Source organism: Pseudoflavonifractor sp. HNCC25GI2, assembly GCF_058136395.1.
In genome coordinates this window covers 84,194-104,514 of the sequence record NZ_JBYUOW010000005.1, presented here as the reverse complement: position 1 = coordinate 104,514, position 20,321 = coordinate 84,194, and the positions used below count along the sequence as shown (strand labels likewise).

At 60.5% G+C, this 20,321-nt stretch carries 24 protein-coding genes; 3 read left to right on the top strand and 21 right to left on the bottom strand.

Going from position 1 to position 20,321, the window contains the following annotated elements; genetic code table 11:
- Nucleotides 1-24 precede the first annotated feature (24 nt).
- Nucleotides 25-3,384: a PD-(D/E)XK nuclease family protein gene (locus tag AC3YUO_RS08690; protein ID WP_489962638.1), complete on the bottom strand. Its 3,360-nt coding sequence runs from the start codon at nt 3,382-3,384 to the stop codon at nt 25-27.
- Between the two features lie 142 nt (nt 3,385-3,526).
- On the opposite strand from AC3YUO_RS08690, the gene AC3YUO_RS08685 reads away from it, so the two are divergent.
- Together AC3YUO_RS08685 and AC3YUO_RS08680 are read left to right on the top strand one after the other, a co-directional pair.
- The gene (locus tag AC3YUO_RS08685; protein WP_489962637.1) at nt 3,527-4,195 is read left to right on the top strand and encodes a response regulator transcription factor; all 669 of its coding nucleotides are present in this window, start codon (nt 3,527-3,529) and stop codon (nt 4,193-4,195) included.
- A 15-nt stretch (nt 4,196-4,210) separates the two neighbouring features.
- Nucleotides 4,211-6,001, top strand: coding sequence for a sensor histidine kinase (locus tag AC3YUO_RS08680; protein WP_489962636.1), 1,791 nt, complete (start codon nt 4,211-4,213; stop codon nt 5,999-6,001).
- Nucleotides 6,002-6,120: 119 nt separating this feature from the next.
- On the opposite strand, the gene guaB is transcribed toward AC3YUO_RS08680, so the two are convergent.
- From guaB to AC3YUO_RS08580, 20 genes are all read right to left on the bottom strand, one after another.
- On the bottom strand, nt 6,121-7,596 hold the full coding sequence (guaB, locus tag AC3YUO_RS08675; RefSeq protein ID WP_489962635.1) for an IMP dehydrogenase: 1,476 nt from the start codon (nt 7,594-7,596) through the stop codon (nt 6,121-6,123).
- Between the two features lie 106 nt (nt 7,597-7,702).
- A complete protein-coding gene (locus AC3YUO_RS08670) occupies nt 7,703-8,446 on the bottom strand; it encodes an acyl-[acyl-carrier-protein] thioesterase (protein WP_489962634.1) in 744 nt (247 codons plus the stop codon).
- Nucleotides 8,447-8,449: 3 nt separating this feature from the next.
- Nucleotides 8,450-9,058: a hypothetical protein gene (locus tag AC3YUO_RS08665; RefSeq protein WP_489962633.1), complete on the bottom strand. Its 609-nt coding sequence runs from the start codon at nt 9,056-9,058 to the stop codon at nt 8,450-8,452.
- A 16-nt stretch (nt 9,059-9,074) separates the two neighbouring features.
- Complete coding sequence (locus AC3YUO_RS08660; RefSeq protein ID WP_489962632.1) at nt 9,075-9,557, bottom strand: hypothetical protein; 483 nt, start codon at nt 9,555-9,557, stop codon at nt 9,075-9,077.
- The gene (locus AC3YUO_RS08655; protein WP_489962631.1) at nt 9,554-10,537 is read right to left on the bottom strand and encodes a PhoH family protein; all 984 of its coding nucleotides are present in this window, start codon (nt 10,535-10,537) and stop codon (nt 9,554-9,556) included. Before AC3YUO_RS08655 ends, AC3YUO_RS08660 begins: the two co-directional genes overlap by 4 nt.
- Nucleotides 10,538-10,570: 33 nt before the next feature.
- Nucleotides 10,571-11,803 carry a sporulation protein YqfD gene (locus AC3YUO_RS08650; protein WP_489962630.1) on the bottom strand — a complete coding sequence of 411 codons (1,233 nt, stop codon included), beginning with the start codon at nt 11,801-11,803 and terminating at the stop codon, nt 10,571-10,573.
- Between the two features lie 10 nt (nt 11,804-11,813).
- Nucleotides 11,814-12,095 (bottom strand): YabP/YqfC family sporulation protein, encoded by a 282-nt coding sequence (locus tag AC3YUO_RS08645; RefSeq protein WP_489962629.1) that lies wholly within the window; start codon nt 12,093-12,095, stop codon nt 11,814-11,816.
- Nucleotides 12,096-12,152: 57 nt separating this feature from the next.
- Nucleotides 12,153-12,710: a hypothetical protein gene (locus AC3YUO_RS08640; protein ID WP_489962628.1), complete on the bottom strand. Its 558-nt coding sequence runs from the start codon at nt 12,708-12,710 to the stop codon at nt 12,153-12,155.
- Nucleotides 12,707-13,096 (bottom strand): hypothetical protein, encoded by a 390-nt coding sequence (locus tag AC3YUO_RS08635; protein WP_489962627.1) that lies wholly within the window; start codon nt 13,094-13,096, stop codon nt 12,707-12,709. Before AC3YUO_RS08635 ends, AC3YUO_RS08640 begins: the two co-directional genes overlap by 4 nt.
- A gap of 21 nt (nt 13,097-13,117) precedes the next feature.
- Nucleotides 13,118-13,522, bottom strand: a complete 405-nt coding sequence (locus AC3YUO_RS08630) for a hypothetical protein (RefSeq protein ID WP_489962626.1) — start codon at nt 13,520-13,522, stop codon at nt 13,118-13,120.
- A complete protein-coding gene (locus AC3YUO_RS08625; protein WP_489962625.1) occupies nt 13,519-13,863 on the bottom strand; it encodes a hypothetical protein in 345 nt (114 codons plus the stop codon). The genes AC3YUO_RS08630 and AC3YUO_RS08625 overlap by 4 nt, the downstream gene beginning before the upstream one ends.
- 3 nt (nt 13,864-13,866) lie before the next feature.
- Nucleotides 13,867-14,400, bottom strand: coding sequence for a hypothetical protein (locus tag AC3YUO_RS08620; RefSeq protein WP_489962624.1), 534 nt, complete (start codon nt 14,398-14,400; stop codon nt 13,867-13,869).
- A 14-nt stretch (nt 14,401-14,414) separates the two neighbouring features.
- Entirely contained in the window at nt 14,415-14,795 is a 381-nt protein-coding gene (locus AC3YUO_RS08615) for a hypothetical protein (RefSeq protein ID WP_489962623.1), read from the bottom strand.
- Between the two features lie 13 nt (nt 14,796-14,808).
- A complete protein-coding gene (locus AC3YUO_RS08610) occupies nt 14,809-15,300 on the bottom strand; it encodes a hypothetical protein (RefSeq protein ID WP_489962622.1) in 492 nt (163 codons plus the stop codon).
- Nucleotides 15,297-15,515: a helix-turn-helix domain-containing protein gene (locus AC3YUO_RS08605; protein ID WP_489962621.1), complete on the bottom strand. Its 219-nt coding sequence runs from the start codon at nt 15,513-15,515 to the stop codon at nt 15,297-15,299. The genes AC3YUO_RS08610 and AC3YUO_RS08605 overlap by 4 nt, the downstream gene beginning before the upstream one ends.
- Nucleotides 15,516-15,527: 12 nt before the next feature.
- Nucleotides 15,528-16,112: a DUF2975 domain-containing protein gene (locus AC3YUO_RS08600; protein WP_489962620.1), complete on the bottom strand. Its 585-nt coding sequence runs from the start codon at nt 16,110-16,112 to the stop codon at nt 15,528-15,530.
- 120 nt (nt 16,113-16,232) lie between these two features.
- Nucleotides 16,233-16,820, bottom strand: a complete 588-nt coding sequence (locus tag AC3YUO_RS08595) for a M48 family metallopeptidase (RefSeq protein ID WP_489962619.1) — start codon at nt 16,818-16,820, stop codon at nt 16,233-16,235.
- Between the two features lie 12 nt (nt 16,821-16,832).
- Nucleotides 16,833-17,663: a metallophosphoesterase gene (locus AC3YUO_RS08590; protein ID WP_489962618.1), complete on the bottom strand. Its 831-nt coding sequence runs from the start codon at nt 17,661-17,663 to the stop codon at nt 16,833-16,835.
- 131 nt (nt 17,664-17,794) lie between these two features.
- Nucleotides 17,795-18,301 (bottom strand): hypothetical protein, encoded by a 507-nt coding sequence (locus AC3YUO_RS08585; protein ID WP_489962617.1) that lies wholly within the window; start codon nt 18,299-18,301, stop codon nt 17,795-17,797.
- A 130-nt stretch (nt 18,302-18,431) separates the two neighbouring features.
- Nucleotides 18,432-18,959 (bottom strand): RNA polymerase sigma factor, encoded by a 528-nt coding sequence (locus AC3YUO_RS08580; RefSeq protein WP_489962616.1) that lies wholly within the window; start codon nt 18,957-18,959, stop codon nt 18,432-18,434.
- Nucleotides 18,960-19,118: 159 nt separating this feature from the next.
- Here AC3YUO_RS08580 and AC3YUO_RS08575 point away from each other — a divergent pair, with 159 nt between their 5' ends.
- Complete coding sequence (locus tag AC3YUO_RS08575; protein ID WP_489962615.1) at nt 19,119-20,300, top strand: nucleoside recognition domain-containing protein; 1,182 nt, start codon at nt 19,119-19,121, stop codon at nt 20,298-20,300.
- The last annotated feature ends 21 nt before the right edge of the window (nt 20,301-20,321 follow it).

The following is a 20,321-nucleotide window of genomic DNA, read 5'->3' as shown; positions in this document are numbered from 1 at the left end:
CTTCTCTCCCTGTGGGGTATGGGTTTATTCCTCCTGCTCCCGGTCAATCTGTTCCCAGAACTCCCCGGCGTCCACGGCGGGCAGCCACCGGCGGCAGTCGCCGCCCCGGCCCTCTTCGAAGTGGCAGGCGGCGGCATAGTCGCAGTAGCGGCAGGCGTTCTTCTCCGGCCCCCGCCAGAAGGGGTCGGCGGCAATGTTACCCCGGGCCAGCTCACCGCAGATGTCCTCCAGTACCTTCTGAATGTGCCGGCCCAGCTTGCCCAAGTGCTCCGCGCTGGCCAGAGCCTCACCGGTGATGGTGCCGGTGCTCCGGGACACCTTCAGGGGCAGGAAGCGGTAGCCCTCTTCTCCTGGCGCCTCCATGGCGTCCAGCACCTTCTGGTCATCCAGCACCAGGCCGCTGCGACGCAGCTCCTTATCCATCAGCTTCCGCCAGGCCTCCTGGCTCATGGTCCGGCTGCCCCGCACCACCGCGTCCCGGGCGGGCAGGTACAGCACGCCCGCCCCCTCCACGGGAAGGCCGTAGAGAGATTCTCCCTTTTCCTCCAGGGTGAAGAGGTACAGAAGCATCTGCAGGCCCAGGCCGTTCCAAACCTCTGTCAAGTCAAAGGACTTGCGGCCTGTTTTATAGTCTACCACCCGCAGGTAAATCCGACCGTCGTGGACCCAGCCGTCCACCCGGTCCACAAAGCCGGATACGCTGAGAGTAACCCCCTCCGAGGTAAACTCCACCGGCGGCAGCGCCCCATCCCGGCCAAAGCCCAGCTCAAAGGAGATGGGCTTGAACTGGGAGGACAGCAGCTCCTCCGCCACGTTGTCCACCACTGCCTGGACCGAGCGCAGAAGGCGGCGGAACAAATACTGAAAGCGCTCGTTCTGGCCCTCCAGGCCTCCCAGCTCCTCCGCCACATACTGCTCCACCGCAGCCCGGGTGAGCTGGCGCAGGCGGCTCCGCTTTTCCTCTGTCAAGCCGCGTTCCATCCCTGGGATTTCCGTCTGCCGGAACAGTTCGTTCTGGAGGACATGCTCCAGTACATAGTGGACAAAGGTGCCATATTCAGGTGCTGTAAAGCCGGCAGGCTTGCGTGGCTCAGCCCGCAGGCCATAGCGCATGAAATAGGAAAAATGGCAGGATTTGTACTTGTCCATCCGTGAGGCGGACATGGGCACCTTTCGGCCGTACAGCCGCTCCACCGCCCGCTGGGACAGACTGCCCCGTTCCAAGGCAGCTGCCCGATGGAGCCGCTCCACCTGCTCCCGGTACTCCGGCAGCTTCTCCAGTGCCCGGCAGGTGGCCTCGCTTCGGCCCGCCTGCTCCAAAGCGGGCAGCGGGGCCTCCAGCCGGAAGGAGCCCTTCAGCTCCTCCTCCTGAAGGACAGGCAGCCCGGGAAAGAGCCGCTGAATGCGCTGAACCAGAAAGCTGGGCCGCCGCTCCTCCCCGCCCGGACCCTGGATTGGCCAGGACACCACCAGTTTGCGGCTTGGTTGGGCACAGGTGAGATAGACGGTAGTCATCTCCCGGTACAGCAGCTCGTGCTGGGACTGGTTGAGCTCCAGGCCGTAGCCGGAGAGCAGGGACCGGTCCTCGTCAGACAGCAGCCCCGGCGCCGTGGATACCTGGGGGATGCTCCCGTCGTCCGCCCCCAGGAGAAACAGCACCTTTACCCGGTGGCCGGTCTGGCGGGTGGTCTCCCCCGCCGTCACCCGGTCCAGGGAGACGGGGATGGTACCCACATCGTACTGGGAGAGCACCAGCCGGAAGAGCTGGGCAAATTCTTCCAGCTCCATGGGGGTATCTCCCAAAAGAGCGGCACACTGCTCCAGCCCGCCGCAGAGGATCTCCCACAGCTGCCGGTACTCGTCGGCCAGGGCGGGCTGCCCCGTCCGGCGCAGCCGCTCCACCCGCTCCTTCAGCTGCTCCGGCAGGCCGATTTCCTCCAGAAAATTGTAAAGTGCTTCCACCTGCCCCTCTCCGGTTTTCTTAGGATTTTTCCGCAGCTTCTCCAAGGGCGCGACCACCTGCCGGCGGATGCCGTCCAGCTGCTCCACCAGCGCCCGCTCCCCCTCCTCCCAGGGAATACCGTAGCCCCGGGGATGCCAGAACCAAGCCTTGCTCTGGGTCCAGCGGCTGCCCCGGATATCCCACTTGAGCACGTAGTTCTCCAGCAGGTCCCGGTCCTCCTCCTTCAAATCGGTGAGCCCGGTCTTCAGATAGCGGAACACGTCCTCGTAGGCATAGCCCCCCGCCACCGTCTCCAGGGCCGCCGTCACCAGAGCCAGCACCGGCTTGTCCAGGATATCGCTCATGGCGGAGGAAAACACCGGCACATTGTACCGGGGAAAGACGGACTCCACCAGGTCCCGGTAGGCTCCGTAATTCCGAGCCACCACACCGATGTCCCGAAAGCGGAGCCCCTCCTCCCGCACCAGCCGGAGAATCCGGGCGGCGGTCCACTCCACCTCGGAGCGCAGGCTGCCCGCCTGAAAGAGTTCCACCGTCTCCCCTGCCTCCAGAGGCTCCTTCGGCTCGGGACCAAACAGACATACTTCCAGGTCTTTAAGCGCTGGGTTCTTTCCGGCGCAGTCATTTACAAGGTGTTCCACTTCACAGGGAATCCGTTCCTTTTTTGCCAGCCGCAGCAGGGCCGCGGCGGTCTTGCGGGCGGGAGAAAAGATGCCCTCGCCCCCTTCGTCCTCCTCCAGATGGTCACAGGTGAGGGTGATGGTCATGTGCTCCGCCTGGGTCATCAGCTGCCGAAGCACCTCGCCCTGCTGGGGGGTGAAGTCAGTGAAGCCATCCAGCCACAGGTCCTTGCCCTGGGCCCAGGCACACTTGGACAGCTTGTCCGCCACCCTGGTCAGCCGGTCCCTGGGGTCCAGAGCCACCTGGGCAGACAGGGCGTCGTAGGTGCCGCAAATGAGCCCCAGGTCCCGCAGCTTCTCCCCCTCCGGGCCTCCGGCATCCTGGCCGGCAGTAATGAGGAGGGTGGGCGGCACGCAGCAGCTTTTCAGCTCGTCCACGGTGGCCAGCAGGGACTGGAGAAAGGCAGGCCGTCGGGAGGGCCGTCCGTAGACCGTCAGCTGTCCGGACAGAGACTTGACCGCGTTATACATCAGCAACAGTCGTCCGCCTCCATCCAGTTCCTGTTCCCCCAGCCCGCCGGCAGCCTGAAACACCCGGTTGGCCAGCCGGCTGAAGGAGAGCACCTCGGCGTACCGGGACACCCCGTCGCCTCCCATGCGGCACAGGGCGCGCTCGGCCTCGTGGGACTGCTGCTCGGGCACAATGAGCACCTGGGGCCGCTCTGCCCCGGCCTGACACAGACGGCGCAGTACCGCCGTGGTCTTTCCGGTGCCCGCTCGGCCCAGTATCAGCTTCAGCATGACAGTCCCTCCCTCTTTTCTATCACGTGGGGTCATTTTACCATATTTCCTGTCCGAAAAAAAGCCCCGGGCTTTCCCAGGGGGCGTGGATGATTTTCCGACAATCTTCTGGTAAGATAGGTTCAGAGAGAGGAGGATGCACGTGAAGACGCAGATTTTACTTGCGGAGGACGACCGGGCCCTGTCGGCGCTGATTCTGGACTTTTTTCATGCCGCCGGGCTGGAGGTTCACCCGGTCTATGACGGAGCGGAGGCCCTTGCCGCCGCGGCGGAGCACTCCTTTGATTTGATCATTCTGGACGTGATGATGCCCCACTATGACGGTCTGGAGGTATGCCGGAGAATTCGGCGGGAGAGCTCGGTTCCCGTTCTCTTTCTCACCGCCCTGGGACAGGAGGAAAACGCCCTGGAGGGCTACCGGGCAGGGGCAGACGACTACCTTACCAAGCCCTTCTCCTTCCCCGTTCTGGTGGCCAAGGCCCAGGCCATTCTCCGGCGCAGCCGGGGCGAATGTCTGGGTGAACACCAGCTTGGCTACGGCAGCATTGTGCTGGACACCGCTTTGCGAGACGCCTTTGTAGATGGACAGCCCGTCCACTTACGGCCCAAGGAGCTGAATATTCTGGAGCTTCTCCTCCGGGAGCAGGGGCGGACGGTGAGCCGGGACCGGCTCATCCAGAACGTGTGGGGCGTGGACTTTGAGGGAGATGAACGGATGGTGGACCGCCACGTGGCCGCTCTCCGTCAGAAGCTGGGCACCGCCGCCCAGCACATCAAGGCTGTGTACGGCGTGGGCTACCGTCTGGGCTGAAAGGAGGGGAAACCGATGCGCAAACCGGTTCGTTTCGTTCACTCGCTGTCCTTTAAGCTGGCCCTGACCACCGTCGGTATGCTTTTGGTTCTATGGCTGACTGTGGGAAGTGTGTTGGTTCTGTCCACGGCCCAAGAGATTATAGACAACGGGCCGTCGCTGGCCGACAGTCGTCTCAATCTCTATCGTTCAGACTCCTATCTCCAGACCTTCGATCCCCAAACCCTGGACGATTCCTGGGTTCTGGAAGCTCAGAAAGCATCCTCCGGTTCCTCTCTGTTTCTTTTCTATGACATGTACGATGCTCCCCGTTACCTCCTGTACGCCTTTACCTGGACGGAGGATGCTTCCGGAACACCGGAGCTGCTGCCCGTGCGTATGCTCTCCGCGGTTCTCTACGTAAATCCCAGCGAGGCGGAACCAGATGGGCTGTTTCTTGACCTGCAGGGACTGTCCGCCGCCGAGCTCTCCCAGCTCAGCGGGATATTTACAGGCGGTCCGGACTCCCCCGCTTTCTCCGCCGTGGGTACGCGAAGTGAGCCGTTTTTCTATGTGGATACGCTGACTGTGAATGGACACACCTACTCCACCGGCCGAACCGAAGGAACGGATACCTTATCTTTGAACAGTACCCAGGAGCAGGGCAAGCCCATTCCCTGCCGTATGCTGCCCAACGGTGTCCACACGCAAGAAGAATGGGAGTTGATACTGGGTGCCACGGACTGGGTGTTGGACAGAGCGCCCCAATCCTCTTCCGTCTGGCAGAACTACCGCTCCTGCTATTTCTCAGCTCTGATTCGCATCCAGCATCAAAGTGAGACAGGCGCTGACGTTTGGCTGGGCGTAGTGTTGGCCTCCACTCCCCTGAAAACCGCCCTGCAGGAGCAGGCCCCCGTACTGATTCGCCTGTTAGCGCTCGTTCCCATCCTGGGTATTCTGTTCTTCGGCTTCATCCGGCGTATGGTGGTCCTGCCCCTGCGAAAAACCCAAACTGCATTCCAAACGGTGGCAGCTCTTAATTTTTCAGAGGTCAAAGGGGATGTGAAGCGCCGGGATGAAATCGGTGAGCTGAACCGCAGTCTTCAAACCATGTCCGGAGAGCTCCAGCAGCGCTGGGATGACGAGCGGGCATTGGAACGCAGGCGGCAGGAGTTTGTGGCTGCCGCCTCTCACGAGCTGAAAACCCCTCTTGCCCTGATGCGTGGCTACACCGAGGGTTTGGAGCAGGACATCGGCGACCAGGAACAATATCTGGCCGGGATGGAGCGGGAAATTGACCGGATGAATGCCCTGGTACTGGATATGCTGGAGGAAACCCGGCTGGAGCGGATAGAGCAGCTCCAGCAGTTGGAGACAGTCAATTTGTCCTGCCTGGTAAAGGACCTGCTGGATGAGATGGCGCCCCTCTTTCAGGGGCTCAACCTCTCCGTACAGCTGGAGGAGGGCGTGACCTGCCCAGGGAACCGCTCTCTTCTGGATCGTGGTATTGGCAATCTGCTGTCCAATGCGGCCCGGTACTGCTCCCCCGGCGGGCAGGTGCGGATAACCTTGACGTCGGGTCCGGTGCTGACCGTGGAAAATGACGCCGACCCCATCCCAGAGGAGGAGCTGCCCCGGCTGTTTGAACTGTTCTACCGGGGGGACAAGGCCCGGGACCGCTCTGGCAGCGGTATGGGACTGGCCATCGCACGGCGTATTTTCTCCCTGCACCACCTCAGCTGCACGGCGGAGAACATTCCGGGCGGCGTACGGTTCCGACTGCAGAAGGAGGAGTGCTCTGGGACCAATCCTTCCAAAATGTCCTGAAGTGAAAAAGCGGGTTTGCCTTCCGGCAAACCCGCTTTTCTTCCGTTTCAGTATGCGTTCTACGTCTTAAAGACACAAAGAGGGCCGCGCCAGACGGCGCGGCCCTCCAATGAATGCCATTAGGTGGGGTTGACGGTATAGTTGGGAGCTTCCTTGGTGATATAGATGTCGTGGGGGTGAGACTCCCGCAGACCGGCAGCGGTGATCTGCATGAACTGAGCCTTGGACTGCAGCTCCTCGATGGTAGCGCAGCCGGTGTAGCCCATACCAGCCCGCAGGCCGCCCATCAGCTGATAGATGGTCTCGCCGGCCAGTCCCTTGTAAGGCACACGGCCCTCGACGCCTTCGGGAACCAGCTTCTTGTTGGATTCCTGGAAGTAACGGTCCTTGGAGCCTTTGTTCATGGCAGCCAGGGAACCCATGCCGCGGTAGACCTTGAACTGACGGCCCTGGAAGACCTCGGTATCGCCAGGAGACTCCTCACAGCCGGCCAGTAGGGAGCCCAGCATGACCACGCTGGCGCCGGCGGCAATGGCCTTGGCAATATCACCGGAGAACTTCACGCCGCCATCGGCGATGATGGGAATATCGTACTGAGCGGCCACACAGGCGGCATCATACACGGCGGTAATCTGGGGCACGCCGATACCTGCCACCACACGGGTGGTACAGATGGAGCCGGGGCCAATGCCGATTTTCACGCAGTCGGCGCCCGCCTCGATGAGGGCGCGGGTCCCTTCGGCGGTGGCCACGTTGCCGGCAATCAGCTGAACGTCGGGATAGAGGGCCTTGACCCGCTTGACAGCCTCCAGCACGTGGTGCTCATGGCCGTGGGCGCTGTCCAGCACCAGCACGTCGGCACCAGCCTCAGTGAGGGCGGCCACACGGTCCAGAACGTCAGAGGTAGCACCGATAGCGGCGCCCACCAGCAGACGGCCCTTCTCGTCACGGGCGGAATTGGGGTAGACCTCAGCCTTCTCAATGTCCTTGATGGTGATAAGGCCCTTCAGGTGGAAGTCCTTGTCCACCAGAGGCAGCTTCTCGATCTTGTGCTTGCGCAGGATCTCCTTGGCCTCCTCCAGGGTGATACCCTCCTGGGCGGTGACCAGGTTCTCCTTGGTCATCACGTTGTCAATGAGCTGGCTCATATCGGTCTCGAACTTCATATCACGGTTGGTGATGATGCCAATGAGCTTGCCGTTGTCGCAGATGGGCACGCCGGAGATGCGGTATTTAGCCATCAGCTCGTCCGCCTCGGCCAGAGTGTGGCCGGGAGCCAGCCAGAAGGGATTGGTGATAACGCCGTTCTCACTGCGCTTGACCATATCCACCTGCTCGGCCTGCTGGCTGATGGACATATTCTTATGGATGACGCCGATGCCGCCCTCGCGGGCGATGGCAATGGCCATGCGGTACTCGGTCACCGTGTCCATGGCGGCGCTAATCAGGGGGATATTCAGATGAACCTTACGGGTCAGACGGGTACGCAGATCCACATCGGCGGGACGCACGTTGCTCGCCGCGGGAATCAGCAGCACATCGTCAAAGGTAAGGCCCTGCTTGGTAAACTTCTGGGTGACATCCTGATTGACCATACACTACAACTCCTTTTTCCTTGCCCCTTCCATGTTCAGGGCTTCGCTTCTCTATCTGGCACATATGTCGATATTAGGTCCATTTTACCCCCCCGTCAAGGGCTTGTCAAGGAAGGGTTTCGCCAAAAAACAGCTCCGCCTCGAAACGGGATTTGCCCTCTCTGTCCAAGCCGCAGACATAGTGGCCGCCCTCCTGCTCCCCTGCCTGGATGCTCAGCACATCCCCGGGCCGGCACTCGGCCAGGTAGCCAATCTGCATAGTAGAGAGGAAATGCCCCTGCTCCAGCCGGTCCATATCCAGGGCATCGCAGGCAAAGTCGGCGTAGCGGGTATTGTTCACGTGTCCGTTGATATCGGTATCACTGTACCGCATGGGGCGCCGCTCCACCTCACGCAGTTCCCGGGGGCCCCGGAGCTTGTTCAGTGTCATTTTCTTGCACAGCTCACCGCCGTCTGTATCCGCCAATTCCTTGATGGAGGACAGCCGTATCATCTTATGGCCCTCCATGCTGGCCAGCACCCAGCCAGACACGGACTCGCCCACCAGTTCGTCCCCTACGTAGATATCATAGTCCCGGTACATAAGCGCGCCCTTGCCGCCCCGGTGCCAGGTACGGATGGTGATTTCATCCTCCCACCCCAGAGGCCGCTTCAAATGGAACCAGGACCGGGCCAGCATCCAGAAGGCTCCGTACCGCTCCACCAGCATCTCCCGGCTGAAGCCCCCGTCCTCCGCCGCCAGGGCGGCGGCCACCTGGAGGTGGTTCAGCAAGGCGGACGCTTTGCAGATGCCCCGCCCGTCGGCATCCATGCCGGACAGGCGGATGGTATGTTCATAGTATAAACTCATGTTTCAGCGCTTCCCTCGAATCACCAGATTTGTTTTACAGCAGATATCGTCAATGTCGTCCGCCGTGGCGGCAGGAATCCGCATCTCTGCTCCGCACTGCTTACAGATGAGGTCCACCGAGCTGAAGTTCACCCGGAAGGTCCACTCCTTGCTGCCGCAGGCACAGGAAATCCCGCCCCGCTGAGCGATATCTTTAATTTCCGAGAGCACCTCCTGCATGACCAGCTCGTCCAGGAAGGCCCCCTGCTGGGCAGACTCCGTCTCCAGCTTGTCCACCGCCTGCTCCAGACGGGCGGTGGCGGCGTATACCGGCCCCTCCTCCCCCACGTAGCAGCAGTCCAGTCCGGAAGCCGTGCAGGAGAAGGCCAGCGCCTTCTGATAGAGGAACGCCTTGGAGGAGCAGCTCACCCGGTGCTCATGCCCGCAAAACAGGCAGGGCACCTCCAGCTCCACCCGGTCCCCCAGCATCTCCGCCCGCAGCTCCGACTTGCCGCAGGGGCACTTGATGTGCACCGGCGAGGCAGCAATGGAAAACGCGCTGCGTTCCACAATCACCGACTGCCGGCAGTGGGGACAGATATAGGAAATAAATCGTTTTGTATCTTGTAGCATGGAATTGTCTCCTTTGTTAACCCTCATTGGGCCCATCCACGGGCTCGTCCAGTCCCCAGGGGAGGTACATGGTGCATATGAGGTCAAAGTTGGGCTTTGGAAGATTTTCGGCCTCGCTGCACGGGTCACCCTCATGGCCCAGAGCGATATCCCCCCAGGGAAACTTTACTGCAGGCCCCCAGTTCGGGCCGCAGTCCTCCCCGGCCGGCTTGTCCAGAATTTGTCCCGGCAGGCGCCAGCAAAGCTCGTAGAGAAGCCCCTTCTCCCGCCAACTCTCATCGTGGTAGAGCTCACACACATAGGTGGCCTTTTCCGGCAGGATAGACAGGCTGTCCAGAATAGACAGAAGTTCCCCGGGAAGCTTCCGCTCCCGGGCCAGAGCCAGGAAGTTCCGGCAGTGGCCACAGGTACAGCCCCACTCATCCGCCTGGGCGTACCAACTCCGGACGGTTTGCTCATCCACCTCGGCCTCGTATCCGAACCAGGAAAAACGGGTCATTTCCGATTCTCCTTCTTCTGATTGCGCCGCTCCTCATCCGCCTCATAGGCCTTGATGATCTTCTGGACCAAAGCGTGGCGGACCACGTCAGCCTCATTGAGACGAATTATGGCGATGTCTTCCACACCTTTCAGAACCCGCATAGCCTCCCTCAGGCCAGACACCTTGTCGGCAGGCAGGTCAATCTGGGTGATATCGCCGGTGATCACAATTTTGGAACCGAAGCCTAAGCGGGTGAGGAACATCTTCATCTGCTCCCGGGAGGTGTTCTGGGCTTCGTCCAGAATGATGAAGGAGTCGTCCAGCGTCCGGCCGCGCATATAGGCCAGAGGAGCAACCTCGATGTTGCCCCGTTCCAGATACTTATTATAGGTCTCCGCCCCCAGCATGTCAAAAAGGGCGTCGTACAGAGGCCGCAGGTAGGGGTCCACCTTGGACTGCAGGTCGCCGGGCAGGAAGCCCAGCCGCTCCCCGGCCTCCACCGCGGGCCGGGTGAGGATGATCCGGTTGACCTCCTTGGCCCGGAAAGCGGCCACTGCCGCTGCCACCGCCAGATAGGTCTTGCCGGTACCTGCCGGGCCGATACCCAGGGTAACCACGTTGTCCCGGATGGCCTCCACGTACCGCTTCTGGCCGATGGTCTTGGCCTTGATGGGCTTGCCCTTGGCGGTAACGCACAGCACATCCCCGGCCAGCTGGTGGATTTCGCCCTCCTTGCCGTCCCGTACCAGCTGGATGATATAGCGCACATTCTGCTCGTTGATCACCTCGCCCTTGGAGGACAGGGTCATCAGGCTCTCAATGGCCCGGACGGCGTACATCACCTGCTCCGGATCCTCCCCCGCCACCTTGAGCATGGAGTCACGGCTGATCACCGTGACTCCCATCTCGTGCTCAATGAGGCGGATATTCTCATCAAAGGAGCCAAACACATTGATGGTCTCCTCCAGCCGCTCCAAACTGATGGTCTGTTCTGTCATTGGTATCTTGTCTCCTGCCTTTCGCGGGGCGGTTTACGTCCCGGAATCTTCTTGCTGGGGCATGGGGGTCTGGCTCGGCACCTCCCGGCCAATCTCCTCCAGGCACTCGCTTTCCATGGTAACTTTAAAGAATGTGCCGTCTACCCAGGCCTTGGTCTGAGTGGCACGCACCTCGCCGTCCTCCCCCACCAGTTCCTCCAGCCGCCGGAGCAGCTGCTCCTCCAGCATAATCTGAGCCGCCTGGAGATCAATGGAGACCTCCGTCACTTCGTACTCTCGGAACGTCTCCTGCCGCAGACTGATGGGAAGGGCTTCGCCCGTAGGCAGACGCCCTTGGCGCACCGTGGTTATTTTATCATAGAACGGCCAGGAAATGCTACTGTTTCCGAAAATTTCAACTTGATTCCCCAGAAGGTTAACAGACCATACCGTTTTTTCTTCCCCTGTGTATGTCTTGACCTGGGCCGTAAGAGGGATGACGGCGGTGAGAGTGCGCCAGGTTCGGGCCCACACCCGGCCCCGGGCGTGGGTTTCGTAATAGCGGGTGGGCAGGTCACTGTAAATTGGGGGTTCCAGAGTGACCAGGCCGGAAATAAGGGTATCCCCTGCCGCCACGGTGTCCCCTTCCTTGACCACCGCGTCCCCCAGTTCCGCCTCCACATGGGTGATCATGCCATCCACCTCTGCCTGGATGTCGTAGTAGCCCGTCTCATCTACCCGTTCCGGCTCCGGCACCGCCTCCCGCACAATGACTTCCAACCGGGTACCATGGAGATTGATGCCCATCCAGGACAAGCCGTCCAACTCCAACAGGGCCTCCTGGGCAATTTGCTGCCGGTCCAGGGAGGGGCCATAAACCCCGGGGCGTACGCCCAGCTGCCGCAGCTGGCTCAGAATGACCGCGGTGGGCACCTGCTCATTCCCGGAGACCTCAATGACCAGGATGAACCGGGACAGAAAGGCCACCGCGCACAGGGTCAAAGCCAGGCCCACCAGAAAGGCGTACCTGGTTCGAAAGCGGGCCAGAAAGTCGGGCAGGCCACGGCTTTTTTCCACCTCTACGGTACAGCCCACCTTCTCCGCCAGATCCTTCAGCTCTTTCAGCGCCCCCCGCCGGGTGGTCAGGCGGACACTGTGCTCATCCAGCCACTCCACCGCCCAGAAGTCCAGCCGGTGTTGGGCACACAGGTTAATAAGCCGCTCCGGAAAAGGCCCGGTAATGGTCAGGCGAACCATTCCCAGGAGATAATTCATCAGCCGCTTCATTCCGTTCCTCCTATGTCAGCTGGATGTGCTCAATCTTCCCGGTAATCAGCAGCTCCAGTCCCGTCATGGCCCGCAGTTCCAGCCCATGACCACTGATTTTTACCAGGAAGGACCCGGCGCTGATGTGTATCTCCTCCGAGCCGTAGGCCAGAATCCCTTTGTGGTTTTCCATGCGCAGCTCCCCGTCCCCCGTCAGCTCCAGGCGGGGCAGGCCCGCCAGGGCGTCGGCGGGCAGGTCAAACAGCTCCGCCGTCTTTTCCAGAAATCCCGCCCGGCGCGGCTTTTTGTCCATGAAAAATCACCTCTCCCTCATTTGTATGTGAGGAAGAGGTGAAACTTGAGTGTTGTTTTATGGAGCCTCGTCCGGCCGGTGCTCCTGACTGCTGTAAAGAAGCTCGGCTCCGCGAAAGACAGGTCCGCGGTAGGCGTAGTAATCGTACATGGGATCCAGAAAGGAATTGTCTACTTCCAGCAGAGTCTGGCCTTTGTAGACGATCATCCGCTCCTGCCCGGCATAGGTGAAGCAGGCCATCACAGAGCCAAGAATCAGAACATAATAGAGAAGCACCGCCGCTCCGGCCAGTACAGTGATTCGGGTGGCAGCCCGTGCGCCCAGAGAGCGCCCCTCCATGGGGCAGGTCAGCACCCTCACTGCTGTCCCAATCAGCACGGCCGTAAGACATAGAATGCCGGCGGCAGCCATCAGCCCGCCCGGCAGGTTACGCCAGGCCAGGTCAAAGGGCTTCAGCAGCAAATTTCCTCCTGCCAGCAGTCCCACAGGCACAGCCGATACCAATCCCATGCGAAGTAATCGTTTATCCCGGGGCGCGATGAGGGCCGCATCCATCCAGGCCAACAGGGCAATGCTTCCGGCCGCACAGAGCGTGCAGGCAACATCGCCGCTCATGCGTTCTCCTCCGACACGGTTACCGAGCCGTCCTCCCACAAGGTGAGGTACAGCCGTGTTCCATCAAAATGGATCTGGGCCTGTCCCAGCTCCCGGTCATCCAGATCCAGCAGGGCGATGGAGCAATTCTCCTCCCCCTCGCCCAGCTTCAGGCCGTAGCTCTCTCCCCGTTCCAGCAGGGCCAGACCTCTGGCATCTGCCATCGTCCGGCTCCCGTCTTCCTGATACAGGACGATGGAGCCGATGGGGATGGGATTCTGGCTGACCACCACCAGATTGGCATCTCCGTTCCAATCTCCGGTCAACAGATAGCGCACCACCGCACAGCCCGACAGACTCACCACCATAAAGGACGCTGAAAGCAGCAGACAAAGCTTCTTTTTCACTGATATTCCCTCCACACGGAATTAAAAGGATGCCTCAAAGTAGTACCAGTTTCCCTCCAAATGGGCTGTGAAGCCGTGGTTATCTCCCTGGGCCATCCAGCTCCAGCCGTCTTTCTCCTCATGGAGAGGCAGTCCCGTATTCTGAAACGGAAGGGGCACCCCGTCGGGCGAGTAATAACATCCATAGTAGGTGTCGCCCCATGCAAACAGAATTACCTCCGCCATGGGGTGTTCCCCATCCCAGAGCGTGACATCCAGCTCCTCCGGGAGTGTCTCGTCTGTCTGAATCTGCTCTTCCAGTTCCGCACCGTGTTGGGTGACGAACCGCTCCGCCTGCAGCCTCGGTCGGGCCATATAGGCCGCTCCGCACACCGCAAGCACCACAAGCACCGCTGCGGCCAGCCAGTGCCGTCTCAGCGCCTTCACGGCTTCCCCACCTGGGCTGTCCTCGGCTCCTCCCCGGCCTTTCCAACCAGATACATAAGACTCAGATTCAGCAGTACCGTGGACAGCAGCAAAAAGGCTCCTATTCCTGTCACGGCCCCGGCAGTGTCCATCAAGGCCGACCAGTCTCCAATATCCACCAGATGCTGCTGGTACCACAGCTGCATCCAAAGGGCCAGTCCGCAGAGGGTGAGGCTAAGCGCAGAAGCCATTCCCTGTTTTCCTGGTCTTGGAATCCGTCCCTTCCGCAGCCCAAGACAAGGGATAATCCACCCCGCCAGGCCGCACACCAGACTGCCCAGATTCAGCCATCCGTATCCCATCGTTCAGTCCTCCCATTCGTAGATTTTTTCACCCTTTATCAGGAAATTTACATATCGATAGCCTGTCTCGCGAAAGATTCCCGTAATCTCCACCACGGCTTTCTGGTCCGTCCACTCGTTTCCCTCCACCACACGGTCCGACCATGTGCCAAAAAACACACTGGCTCCCCCCGTGAGAACCGTTGCCAGCACAACACATAAGGAACAAAACGAAACTGCACCTCTCATCCAGGGGACAGCATCCTGCCGCGCCTCCACCTCCCTGTTGACCCAATAAACCATCATCAGAAAGGCAGCTCCCACTGCCAACAACAAAACGCCCTGCACCCAGCGCCGCCAGCTCAGCCCCAGCTGTGTCAGGACCAGTCCGCCGCCAAAGCCCACCGCCAGCAAGAATGCCAGCAAGAACAAGGAAATCATCAGCTTCCCTCTTCCCCGCCCCGGTTTTATCACCAGAAACACGCTTAACAGGACGAGAGCTATGCCGGATGCACTTCCCAGCAGAATGATGCCGATCAAAACGAGAACAACCGGCACAGAAACCACCTCCTTTAGTCCGCAATCAGCTTTGCTTCGATCACATATCCGTCCTCCAAATAGATAAACAGATATTCGGGGAACATGGCCCAGGGGCGGCCCCCGGCCTGGTAGACCAGCAGAGGCCGGACAGTACTCCCCTCTGTCGTCAGCCGCTCCTCCATCTGCTCCCCATCGGTGTCGCTGCCCAGAAGAGTTTCCACCTCCGCCCTGGACATGCCTACCAAGCCGTTATACTGCTCCAGCAGGCTGTGTACCAGCTTGCCCCGCTGGTCTCCGTCCGTCTTTGCCCAGCGCTCCGGCGTAAAATGCCCGTCCCATGCTTTCCAGAGAACAAACCCCAGAACCAGGACCAGAAGCACAACTATCTTTTTATGTCGTTTGATAACAGACATGGTTGCTCCTCCATCAGCAGTCATTTTCCAGCACATAGAGCCGTCCCGAGTCTCGGTCCAGCAAGGCAAAGGTACAGTTTTGCAGCACGGAGTTAAACTCGCACTTCTCTCCGTACTGCTCCTCATAGCGGTCCCGGTAAAACCACCGGCCGTTTTCTGTATCCGGCAGAAGCGGAAGTGCTCCGCATCGTTCCTCCCAGAGCTGTCGGATTGGCTCCATAATGGCCTCATCCGCTGGGAGAGCATTCCACTTATCCTTCACCTGATCCCACAAGGTATCCTGCTCCGCCTTGTCCGGAACCGTCACCGCTGCAAGCAACGTTCCGTCCCCGTGAAAGCCGCCGTGACTGTCCATGCTGGCAATCTCCACTCCGTCGGGGAGAGAAATCCTCAGCTCTTTCTCCAGATGTCGTTCCATATCGTTCCCGGCTGTAAAGTACCAGGCGGTCAGGCACAAGGCTCCCGCCACCAGGATTAACGCACCCCATAAGCATACCTTTTTCATGGTTCCTCCTCGTCCGGCACAAACTCCAAAATATCTCCGGGCTGGCAGTCCAGCGCCGCACAGATGGCCTCCAGAGTGGAAAAGCGGATGGCCCTGGCCTTGTTGTTCTTTAAAATGGACAGGTTTGCCATGGTAATATCCACCTTCTGGGCCAGCTCACTGAGGGACATCTTGCGCTTGGCCATCATCACATCCAGGTTTACCACAATCTTCATATCCGCGCCCCCTTAAATGGTCAGGTCCTGGTCCTCCTGCAGCTCCGCCGCCTGGCGGAACAGGGCGGACATGACCAGAAACAGCAGGCCTGCCATAAAGAAGCCTGGGACAAAGAGCGCAGTGTAGGTAAACAGCGGTGCCAACGTTCCATCATGCCAGAACCACCACAGAAGCCGCACCAGCGCCGCGCCGGAAATGATCCAGCAGCAGATGGCCGCCCGCTTCAGCGCCCGGGCGTTGGCCATCTGGAAGGGGCTTCCCTGGAGAATGGTGTCCAGTACCTTTTTGGCCTGCCACAAGATGACAGCGCTGCAGGTACCGCACAGCCAGTAGGCCAGCGTCACCACACACACCAGACTATCCCGCCAGAAGCACATCAGGGCCTTAACCAGATAGGCCCAGATGCTCTTCTGCACCCACAATCCCTCCAGTCCTGCCATGGAACGAATGGCCGCCAGCAGCCGCTCCGAGCCCCCGATCACCAGCTGGGCGACCAGTCCGGGCACCAGAGGCATCACCAAAAGGTTACATACGAAAGTGACAATCACCAGCCAACGTAAGACACGGGCCAGATGCTGAACAGCAGTTTTTTCCATGGAAGGTTCCCCCTTTCTGTGGCGCCATTCTAGCATCGCCATTTTTGTTTGTCAATATATTTTTATCGTTTTTCGATAAATTTAAGAATTGAGAAAACCGCCTGGTTTTCCAGGCGGCTGTCAAGTGATTTCCCTGTTCGCTTCAGGAATCAGAGCGGATCCATACCGGCGCAAAGCCTTCCGCCGCTCCCTCCAGTCGGGCATGAGGGCGTCCATGCGGGCATAGAAGCCGGGACCGTGGTCGTGGTGGAGAAAGTGGACCAGCTCATGGAGGGCCACATAGTCCCGCAGCCCCTCTGGGCACCGGGCCAGCGCGGTGTTCAGGGTAACATATCCCTGTCTCCAATGGCAGTTGCCCCACTGGCTGCGCATGGCCCGCAGTTTCAGTTCCGGCATAGCCACTCCCAGTCCCTTCACCAGAGGGTAGACCCGTTCCAGGGCCTGCTGAAGCAGCATCCGGCAGGTTCCCCAGTCGGGCAGAGGCGGCAAAGGTACTGTTTGGTCACGCATGCGGGCCTGCCCTTCCAGAATCCAGACGCTTTTCTCCTGCACCAAGCGGTCGGCCTCGACCAAAGGGCAGCGCATGGGGATGGACAGCACCACCGTGCCGTCCCGACGGATGCGAAGGTTTAAATTTTTTACCCGCTTGCGCTCCAGCACATAGGAGACAGGCCCATGTGAGGTGTTGACCAGGCGCAGCTGCTCCATGTGCGCTCCTCCTTATCCTCGCTTTAACGTGACCGCCACGACCTCCGGGCGGTTCCAAACCCGCTGGGGAAACAGACTGCCCCCGATGCCCCGGCTGACCACCATTTGGGTCTCTCCCAGCTGATAAATGCCCGCTGTGTACTTGGGCAGAACGCCCTGTCCCGGAGCAAACAGCCCGCCCACCAGAGGCAGGCGAATCTGTCCCCCGTGGGCATGGCCGCAGAAGGCCAGATCCACACCGGACGCGGCATAGTTCTCGATATATTGGGGCTCGTGGGCCAGCAGGACGGTAACGGCATCCTCCGGCCAGGAGGCGCTCAGCCGTTCCAGGGTACCGTCCCCCAAATTGTCGTCGGACAGGCCGGTGAGTACCATGGTACCGCCGCCGGGCAAGGACAGCTCCTCCGTGCGATTATCCAACAGGACAACTCCCTCCGCCTCAAGCCCGTTCTCGATCTGTTCAAGGGTCTTTCGGGGTAGGGACGTCTCATGGTTGCCCGTTACATAGTAGGTGGGCGCCAGAGCGGCCGCTCCCCGGGCCAGCTCCAGGGCGGGCTCCAGCTCCGGATGCCTCCCGTCCACCAAGTCCCCAGTCAGGAGAATGACGTCCGGCTTTGCCTGGGAAATAGTGTTCAGCAGGGTCTCCTGCCCCTCCCCCATGCGCTTGCTGTGCAGGTCGGACACCTGCACCAGGGTCAATCCCTCCAGTTCCTCCGGCAGCCCGGGCAGCGCCGCAGTGTACCGGGTGAGCATCAGCCCGTCATTCTGCCATCGGCAGAATGGGACAGCCAGCAGGCACAAAACTGCCGCGCCTCCCCACAGGAACTTGCTTTTCCGTCTCATAGGCTGTCCTCCGGTTCTGTTCTATTCCCCCGCATTGTACCAAAATCCCGAAAAAAAGGCAAGGCGCGGTTCCCCGCGCCCTGCCCTTCGTGTTATTAAAAGATTTGCCGGTCTTGCTGCTCCTTCCGTTCTCAGCGGTCCTGCCAGATCTCGGTGCGCCAGAGCTCCTCCACCTGCTCTTTACCCGTCAGGTACCACTCTGGCTCCTCCAGCTTTTCTGCCTGGGTGAGGTCGGTCTGGCTGTGCGGGACGCCGCTTCCGCCGCCGGATCCGTCCGGCAGCTTGACCCCCTCAAACCAGCCGTAGTCCTCCGTGGTGCCGCCCACAATCCAGTAATGGAGGTTACCCTCCTCGTCTACTGCAGTGTGGACATAGGGAGTCTCGTCATCCACCCAGTCGGTCACGTCCAGGTTCTGCCCGTCGGCTACAAACCAGAGCCGCCCCTCCTCCAGGGCAATCACGGTGGGGTTCCCCTCTTCATCGTAGCCATCCGACATGATGACTGTGCCGTATCCTTCTCCGAGCCCTGTCTGCCCGATGATCACCTGTCCGCCGGACATGAGCTGGATAATCTGCTCTCCCCAGGTAAAACCCACCAGCGCCAGGCACGCGGCCAGGGCTGCGGCAAGAACAATCACCTTTCTTGCTGTATGGCGTTTCTTCTTTACAGTCCCTAGGACTGCTTCCTTTATCCTGTCCTGGTTCACAAATGCTTCCTCCTTCGGTGCAAACGTTTTGTCCTGATAGGCGTCCATGAGCCTGGAAATCTCAAGCTTCTTCAAACTCATATCCAACCTCCTGCAAAAACTCCTTCAGCCGCTCCCGCCCCCGGCGAAGCCGGGTCTTGGCGGTGGACAGGTTCAGTCCCATCTCCTCTGCCGCCCGGGCCACGGTCTGTCCATAGTAGTAGTGGCGCACAAACAGCTCCCGGTCGCTCTCCTCCAGGCTGTCCAGCGCCCGGTGGAGCACCTGCTCCAGTTCCCGCTGCTCCAGAGTAATCTGGGGGCTGTCCGGAGACAGGAGCAGGACATCCTCCTCCAGTGGGAGTGTATCCCGTCTGGATCGCAGGCGGTTAAAGGCCCGGTTTCGGACCACCGCCCCCAGCCAGCCCTTCAGGTTGCCGGGCTGGAGCGTCTTACGGCGGTTCCAGGCCTCCAAAAAGGTCTCCGCCGCCAGTTCCTCCCACTCCTCCGGACACCCCGGCAGAATGCGTGCCGCCACGGCACAGACATAGGAGCTGTACTGATCCATCAGTTCCTCCAGCCCCGCCGGATCGCCCCGGCGAAGCCGTTTCAACAGTTCTTTCTCCTGGATGGGAATCCCCTCCTCTCTCAAAGCGCGCTTCACCCATCTTAACACGCAAACCGCCCATTTGGTTTCACTGCCCATGAATTTTTTGCGGACAGGCAAATTTTTCTTTTTGAAGGCATAAGTTTCCTTACGGAGGTGAGGACATTGAGCCGATTGTTGAGCAGACAGCGGTACCGGGATCTTCTGTTGGGGCTGGGACTGCTGTTGGCCGCCGGGACACTGGTGCTGTGGCCCAACCAGGCCATGGAGGCAGCCCGGAGCGGCCTTGCCCTGTGCGGCAATGTGATTATCCCCTCCCTGTTTCCCTTTTTTGTTCTCTCCTCCCTGGTGGTGGAGCTGGGCATGTCCCGGTACCTGGGGCGGCTCCTCCAGCCGGTGATGGCTCCCCTGTTCCGGGTAAACGGTGCTTGCGCGGCGGCCCTGGCCCTTGGGGTTGTGGGGGGCTATCCCGTGGGAGCCCGTACTGCCATCAGTCTCTATCAAAACGGCCAGTGCTCCAAAACAGAAGCGGAGCGGCTGCTGGCCTTCTGCAACAACTGCGGCCCCGCCTTCATTCTTGGTGTTGTGGGGACGGGAATCTTCGGCAGTGGCCGGGCGGGACTGCTCCTCTACCTGGGGCACATTGCCGCCTCGCTGCTGGTGGGTCTCCTGTTCCGGTTCTATAAGCCCGGGCAGGGGCCGGGACGAGGTCGGGAACCGGCGGTTCAGTTTCAGACCGCCCGCTTCCCTGTGGCCTTCACGCGCTCCGTCACCGGAGCGCTCCAGTCCACCCTAAACATCTGCGCCTTTATTCTGCTCTTCACGGTGGTAATTCAAATTCTGACGGTATCTGGCTGGCTGACGGGGGCAGCTGCCTGCCTGTCCGCCCTGTTCGGCCCTCTGGGCCTGTCTCAGGCCTGGGCGGAACGCCTGCTGGCCGGCTTCCTGGAGATGTCTACCGGGGTGTCTACCCTCACCAGCGGTGCTCTCACCGGACGCATCTCCATGGCCGCTTTCATGCTGGGCTGGGCAGGCATCTCCGTCCACTGTCAGGTGCTGGCCTTTCTGGGAGACAGCGGCCTGTCCCTGCGCACCTATCTGGTGGGCAAGGCACTCCACGGCGGATTGTCCGCCGTTCTCATCTCCCTACTGCTGCGTCTGTTTCCTCTGGACTGCCCCGCTTCCGTCTATCTGGTCCAGCAGACCGAGGCCATCGCCCACCTGGACTTTCACACCGCCCTCACCATCTCCGCCGTGGCTGCATGGGCCGTCTGGCTGGCCTTCCTGGCCCTGGCCGTCTATGTGGTGAAAAAAAGCAGTGGAAAAACCGTCTGTCATCGGGTATAATGGAAGCAATACGTCAGAATG